Origin of the sequence: Pseudomonas sp. D(2018), from assembly GCF_005502555.1 — a bacterium.
Classification (GTDB): Bacteria; Pseudomonadota; Gammaproteobacteria; order Pseudomonadales; family Pseudomonadaceae; genus Metapseudomonas; species Metapseudomonas resinovorans.
The window spans coordinates 78,319-84,532 of sequence record NZ_SCOK01000024.1; the positions used below are offsets into that span (position 1 = coordinate 78,319).

The following is a 6,214-nucleotide window of genomic DNA, read 5'->3' on the forward strand; positions in this document are numbered from 1 at the left end:
CTGAACACTCAAGGAGAACCCATGCGCACCATTCTGTTCAGCAGCCAGGCCTATGACCGCGAAAGCTTCCTCGGCGCCTGCCCCACTTTCGAACTGCACTTCCAGCAGGCGCGGCTGACGCTCGACACCACAGCCCTGGCCAACGGGTTCGACGTGGTCTGCGCCTTCATCAACGACGACCTCTCCGCTGCTGCGCTGGAGCGCCTGGCCAACGGCGGCACCCGACTGATCGCGTTGCGTTCGGCCGGCTACAACCACGTGGACCTGGCCGCCGCCAAACGCCTCGGCCTGACTGTAGTGCGGGTACCCGCCTACTCTCCCCACGCCGTCGCCGAGCATGCAGTGGCGCTGATCCTGGCCCTCAACCGACGCCTGCACCGCGCCTACAACCGTACCCGCGAAGGCGACTTCACCCTTCACGGGCTGACCGGCTTCGACCTGGTGGGCAAGACCGTCGGCGTCATGGGTACCGGTCAGATAGGGGCCACCTTTGCCCGAATCATGGCCGGCTTCGGCTGCGGCCTGCTGGCCTTCGACCCGCAGCGCAATGCCAGCGTCGAGGCCCTTGGGGCGATCTACGTCGACCTGCCGGAACTGCTCGCCAACAGCGATATCATCAGCCTGCACTGCCCGCTCAACGACGCCACCCGCCACCTGGTGAACGCCCAGAGCCTGGAGCAGATGAAACGCGGCGCCATGCTGATCAACACCGGGCGCGGCGCCCTGGTCGACACCCCGGCGCTGATCGACGCACTGAAGTCCGGCCAGCTCGGCTACCTCGGCCTGGATGTGTATGAAGAAGAAGCCAACCTGTTCTTCGAAGACCGATCCGACCTTCCCCTGCAGGATGACGTGCTCGCGCGGCTGCTCACGTTCCCCAACGTGATCGTCACCGCCCACCAGGCCTTCCTCACCCGCGAAGCCCTGTCCGCCATCGCCCGCACCACCCTGGACAACATCACCGCATGGGCCGCCGGGCGACCATGCAATCAGGTGGACGCCTAGGCCGTGATAGGATGCGCGGCGCTTCCGGAGGACCTATGGCCGAACACGATTTCCGTTACAACCTGCTCAACCCCGCCCACACCCTGAACGAATGCCGCGCCCTCTCACCGGGTCTCTACCAGGTCACGGGTACTGGCGGCTCGATCCAAGCCGGCGACACCCTGCTGGTGACCCTCAAGGGCAGCCGTGACCTCAGCATGCGCCTGTCCGTGGACAAGGTCCGCCACCTGATCAACCCGCCCGGCCAATGGCTGGCGGTAGCCAAGGGCCCGGTCTTCAAGGAACTTTCGATTCACAACTGGCATGTAGACTGCGACGCCTGCGGCGCACGCCTGGACTTCGAGTTCGCCGTCGACGGCGGCCTTGGCAAACAGGCCCAGGCACCGGCCGCCGAAGCGCGCATCGCCGAGCTGGGCTGGCGCAGCCACGCTGGCAAGCACTACTGCCCGAACTGTCGTCAGGAGGACGCTGAATGACCAAGAAAGCCCTGCTGCTGGCCGCACTGGCCGCTACCCTCGCCGGTTGCGCGACCGATCGCCCGCAGCTGGAGACCGGCACGACATACCAGGTGGAATGGATCGGCGAACGCCCGCTGATCGACCGTAGCCACCTGACCATCACCCTGGGCGACGACAACCGCGCCTACGGCAATGCCGGCTGTAACCACTGGTTCGCGTCCTACACCCTGGAAGGCGGCCAACTGACCTTCGGCGCCGCCGGCAGCACCCGCAAGATGTGCGCCCCCGCGCTGATGGAGCAGGAACAGCGCTTCCTCGACGCCCTGGGCAAGGTCCAGCGTTGGGACATTTCTCCCATCGACCAGCTGCGCCTGTGGCCAGCCGAAGGCAAGCCGATCCGGCTGTGGCCGGTGGAAGGCTGATCGCCTCCTGCCGCTCCGTCCTTTCCATGTAGAGGTGAATTCATTCGCCAAGGGCAGCATCGCTGCCCCTCGCGGCGTCGAAGGGCAGACCTTCGGCCTGCTTGGCGAATGAATTGGTTCTGTCTGTATTACATGTTGCAAGCACCTGCATCGCCTACAAAGCACTTGGCCCGATGGCAAATCTCTCGCAACAGCTAACGCAGACATAGCGAATGAATTCGCCCCTGCAGAACAGCAGGTCGCGCATCAGAACAGGTTCAGTTGCTCGTGCGCACCGCGCAGGTCCTGCAACCTCACGCCCACGCCGATCAAGCGCACCGGCTTGTCGCCCCGGGCAAACGCCGCGCTGAGCAACTGCCGATAGCTGTCCAGATCACGGCGGGCGCCAGCCTGCTCCAGCGTCGTCTGGGTGAAGTCATGGAACTTCAGCTTCACGAAGGGTTTGTCCGGCTTGTAGGTGCTGTCCAGTCGCGCCATGCGTCCACGCAGCTCGTCCAGCAAGGCCGGCAGCCGCTCCAGGCAAGCGTCCAGGTTGGGTAGATCCTGGTCGTAGGTGTTCTCCACACTGATGGACTGCCGCCGGTTATCGACCTGCACGATGCGATCATCCTGACCCCGCGCCAGGTTGTAGAGCCGCTCGCCGAAGCTTCCAAACTCCCGCGCCAGCGCCAGCTTGTTCCAATCCCGCAGGTCTGCGCAGGTGCGCACGCCGAGGCGCGCCAGCTTCTCCGCGGTCACCTTGCCTACGCCGTGCAACATGTTCACCGGCAGCGCAGCAATGAACTCATCCACCTGGTCCGGCTTCACCACGTACAGGCCGTCAGGCTTGCGCCAGTCACTGGCGATCTTGGCGATGAACTTGTTCGGTGCCACGCCGGCGGACACCGTGATGTGCAGCTCCGCCGCCACCCGTCGGCGAATCTCCTGGGCGATGCGCGTGGCGCTGCCATTGAAGTGCGGGCTGTCGGAGACGTCCAGGTAGGCCTCGTCCAGGGACAGCGGCTCGATGATCTCGGTGTAGTCGCGGAAAATCTGGTGGATCTGCCGCGAGACACCTTTATAGACATCCATCCGCGGCCGGACGATGGTCAGGTCCGGACACAGCTTGACCGCCGTACGCATCGGCATCGCCGAGCGCACCCCGTAGGCGCGCGCGTCATAATTGCAGGTCGCCACGACCCCGCGCTTGTCCGGAGAGCCGCCAACTGCCAGGGGTTTGCCCGCCAACGCCGGGTCATCGCGCATCTCGATGGCGGCATAGAAGCAGTCGCAGTCAATGTGGATGATTTTTCGTTGCGGCATGAGGGTCAGTGGCGCGAGCGCAATTCCGGTAGCAGGCGATGATACCGCAGCCAGGCCAGCGCGCTCCCCAGGCGCTCTAGCGCACTGGTGCGCGCCGCCCGAAAAGCCTCCCGGATTGCTAAATATTTGAGGGAAAAAGAATTTTTCTGCGAAACCGTTTGACAGCCCCCTGCAGAAATGTAGAATGGCGACCGCGGGATGGAGCAGTCTGGTAGCTCGTCGGGCTCATAACCCGAAGGTCGTTGGTTCAAATCCAGCTCCCGCAACCAGTTTCAGGAAAGGCCACTCTTCGGAGTGGCCTTTTTCGTTTGGGCTGAATTAAGTATTTGATTTAAATGAAAGAAATCGTTTGACAGCCCTCTTCAGAACTGTAGAATTGCCGGCGCGGGATGGAGCAGTCTGGTAGCTCGTCGGGCTCATAACCCGAAGGTCGTTGGTTCAAATCCAGCTCCCGCAACCAGTTTCAAGAAAGGCCACTCTTCGGAGTGGCCTTTTTCTTTTCCCCTCCCCCAGTTCCGTCTGTCCAGGCTGCTCGTCAGTCTCCCGTCCGGCAAGACCTCGACCTCTATACTTGAAGCGCACCCATCCACTCGGTGGAGGTTGGTCATGCCCGCCTATTGCGCTTCCAGCGAGGAAGTCGAATACCTGAACCGCGCACTGCGCACCTTGAGCGGCTGCAACCGCGCCTTGTTGCGCGCCGAAGACCCGTGCTTCCTGTTCCAGGAAATCTGCCGGGTCGTGATAGAGGAAGGCGGCTACCGCATGGCCTGGGTCGGCCGCGCTGAGCATGATGAAGCGCAGTCGGTGACACCCCTCGCCCACGTTGGGCTCGATCGGGCCTATGTGGAGTCTCTCAACATCACCTGGGCCGACCGTGAGCGCGGACACGGCACCACCGGCACGGCCATCCGCACCGGCACCCCGACCATCACGCGCAATATCCTCACCGACCCCAGGCTCAGCCCATGGCGGGAAAGCGCCATCACCCACGGCATTGCCTCGGTCCTGTCCCTGCCCCTGCGGGTGGACGGCCAGGTTTTCGGTGCCCTGGCGATCTGCGCCCAGGAGCCGGATGCCTTCGGCGAGCGGGAACTGGAACTGCTCAGCGAGGCCGCCGACGACCTCGCTTTCGGACTCCAGGCCTTGCGCGGCAAGGCCATGCGTCGACAGGCCGAGCTCCAGGTCGACGCCCTCAATCGAGCCCTGGCCACCCGCGTGGCGGTCAACCATGCGGTGATCCACGCCAACGATGAAACACCGCTGCTGGCGGAGATTTGCCGGGTGCTGGTAGACGAGTGCGGCTATCGCCAGGCCTGGGTCGACTACCTTCAGGACGATCCGGCACGCCCTTATAAAGTGATGGCCTGCAACGCTGCCAATGGCATCTGCCAGGGCTGGGGAGCGGGCGGCCATGACGACGGTTTTCACAGCCAGCTGGAAACCGCCCTGCAGGCCGGCGACCCGCTGGTGATGCGTGACCTGCTCAACGACCCTGCCGCCGCGCTGCACCAGGAAGCTCGCGAGTACGGTTTCGCCGCGGCGCTGGCATTGCCCCTGCGGGCCGAGGAACACCTCATCGGCATGCTGGTGATCATGGCGGCCCATGCCGACGCCTTCGATGAGACGGAAGTGGAACTGCTTCTCGCCATGGCGAATGACCTGGGCTTTGGCATTACCACACTGCGTACCCGCGCCCGCGCCATGGAAGCCGAAGCGACGATCCGCAGGATGGCCTATGAAGACACCCTGACCGGCTTGCCCAATCGCGTACGCCTGCGCGAGTTGCTGGATACCGCCATCGTCAACGCTCGCCAGGAAAGGCGCCCCTTCGGCCTGCTGCAGCTGGAGATCGCCCGCAACCAGGAAATCAACGAAACCCTCGGCTACCGCGAAGGCGACCGCCTGCAGATCGAGATCGCCGCCCGCCTCAAACAGGTGGTGGGTGCCGAACGCATCGTGGCGCGCATGGGTGAGTGCGAGTTCGCCGTGCTCATGCCCAATAGCGGCGCCGAGCAGGCGTCGCAACTGGCCAAGCAGATACTCACGGCGCTGTACGACCCGGTGGAACTGTCCGGCCTCTATCTGGAAGCACGGGCCAGCATCGGCATTGCGCTCTACCCCGGCCACGGCACGGCGCCCGAGGCGTTGATCCGCCGTTCCGGCAGCGCCATGGAACAGGCCAAGCGCTCCAACGCCGGCTTCGCGGTGTTCCAGGGCGGACTCGACCAGGAATGTGCCCAGCACCTGACGCTGATGGGCGACCTGCGCCGCGCCATCGATCGCAACGAGCTGCTGCTCTACTACCAACCCAAGGTCAACATCGCCAGCAACCGCGTTTGCGGCACCGAAGCCCTGGTGCGCTGGCGCCACCCGCAGCACGGTATGCTGCCGCCGGACGAGTTCGTGCGCCTGGCGGAAAACACCGGGCTGATCACCCCGCTGACGCTCTGGGTGCTGGATACCGCCCTGGGCCAACGCTATGCCTGGCATGAAGAGGGCGATGAGCGACCGATCTCGGTCAACCTGTCGGCCCACGACCTGCGTGACCCGCGGCTTCTGGAACGCATCCAGGGTTCCTTCGCCACCTGGGGCGCAAAGCCCCACTGGATCGAGTTCGAACTGACCGAAAGCGCGCTGATGGAAGACCCGGTGGCCTCGCTGCAGACCCTGTCCGCGCTCAAGGAGCTGGACGCGCACCTGACCATCGATGACTTCGGCACCGGCTACTCGTCCCTCGCCTACCTGCAGAAGCTGCCGGTGGACTCGCTGAAGATCGACCAGTCCTTCGTCACCCACATGACCAGCAACGACGGCTCGGCGAAAATTGTCCGCTCCATCATCGAACTGGCCCACAACCTTGACCTGACGGTGGTGGCCGAAGGAGTGGAAGACCAGTTGACCCTCAACCAGCTCGGTCAGTACGGCTGCGACATTGCCCAGGGCTACAAGATCAGCCAGCCGATACCCGCCGATCAGTTCCGCGATTGGGAGACCCGCTCGGTCTGGCACTGACCGACGCCCCCAGGC

5 protein-coding genes and 2 tRNA genes are annotated in these 6,214 nt (G+C 64.2%); 6 read left to right on the plus strand and 1 reads right to left on the minus strand.

Features of this window, described 5'->3' with window-relative positions; all coding sequences use genetic code 11:
* The first annotated feature begins 21 nt into the window (after window positions 1-21).
* Genes FFS60_RS16695 through FFS60_RS16705 form a run of 3 tightly spaced genes read left to right on the plus strand, consistent with a single transcriptional unit; the run spans window position 22 to window position 1,885 of the window.
* Window positions 22-1,005, plus strand: coding sequence for a 2-hydroxyacid dehydrogenase (locus FFS60_RS16695; protein WP_028627550.1), 984 nt, complete (start codon window positions 22-24; stop codon window positions 1,003-1,005).
* Between the two features lie 35 nt (window positions 1,006-1,040).
* The gene (locus FFS60_RS16700) at window positions 1,041-1,481 is read left to right on the plus strand and encodes a hypothetical protein (RefSeq protein WP_028627549.1); all 441 of its coding nucleotides are present in this window, start codon (window positions 1,041-1,043) and stop codon (window positions 1,479-1,481) included.
* Window positions 1,478-1,885, plus strand: a complete 408-nt coding sequence (locus FFS60_RS16705; RefSeq protein ID WP_028627548.1) for an META domain-containing protein — start codon at window positions 1,478-1,480, stop codon at window positions 1,883-1,885. Before FFS60_RS16700 ends, FFS60_RS16705 begins: the two co-directional genes overlap by 4 nt.
* Window positions 1,886-2,131: 246 nt before the next feature.
* Here the strand turns inward: FFS60_RS16705 and dinB are convergent, their stop codons facing one another.
* Window positions 2,132-3,187: a DNA polymerase IV gene (dinB, locus tag FFS60_RS16710; protein ID WP_137822592.1), complete on the minus strand. Its 1,056-nt coding sequence runs from the start codon at window positions 3,185-3,187 to the stop codon at window positions 2,132-2,134.
* A 192-nt stretch (window positions 3,188-3,379) separates the two neighbouring features.
* On the opposite strand from dinB, the gene FFS60_RS16715 reads away from it, so the two are divergent.
* The 3 genes from FFS60_RS16715 (at window position 3,380) to FFS60_RS16725 (ending at window position 6,199) form a co-directional block, all read left to right on the plus strand.
* Window positions 3,380-3,456: transfer RNA gene (locus tag FFS60_RS16715), tRNA-Met, on the plus strand.
* Between the two features lie 114 nt (window positions 3,457-3,570).
* A tRNA-Met gene (locus FFS60_RS16720) sits at window positions 3,571-3,647 on the plus strand.
* A 146-nt stretch (window positions 3,648-3,793) separates the two neighbouring features.
* Window positions 3,794-6,199 carry a GGDEF domain-containing protein gene (locus FFS60_RS16725; protein WP_137822593.1) on the plus strand — a complete coding sequence of 802 codons (2,406 nt, stop codon included), beginning with the start codon at window positions 3,794-3,796 and terminating at the stop codon, window positions 6,197-6,199.
* Window positions 6,200-6,214 lie beyond the last annotated feature (15 nt).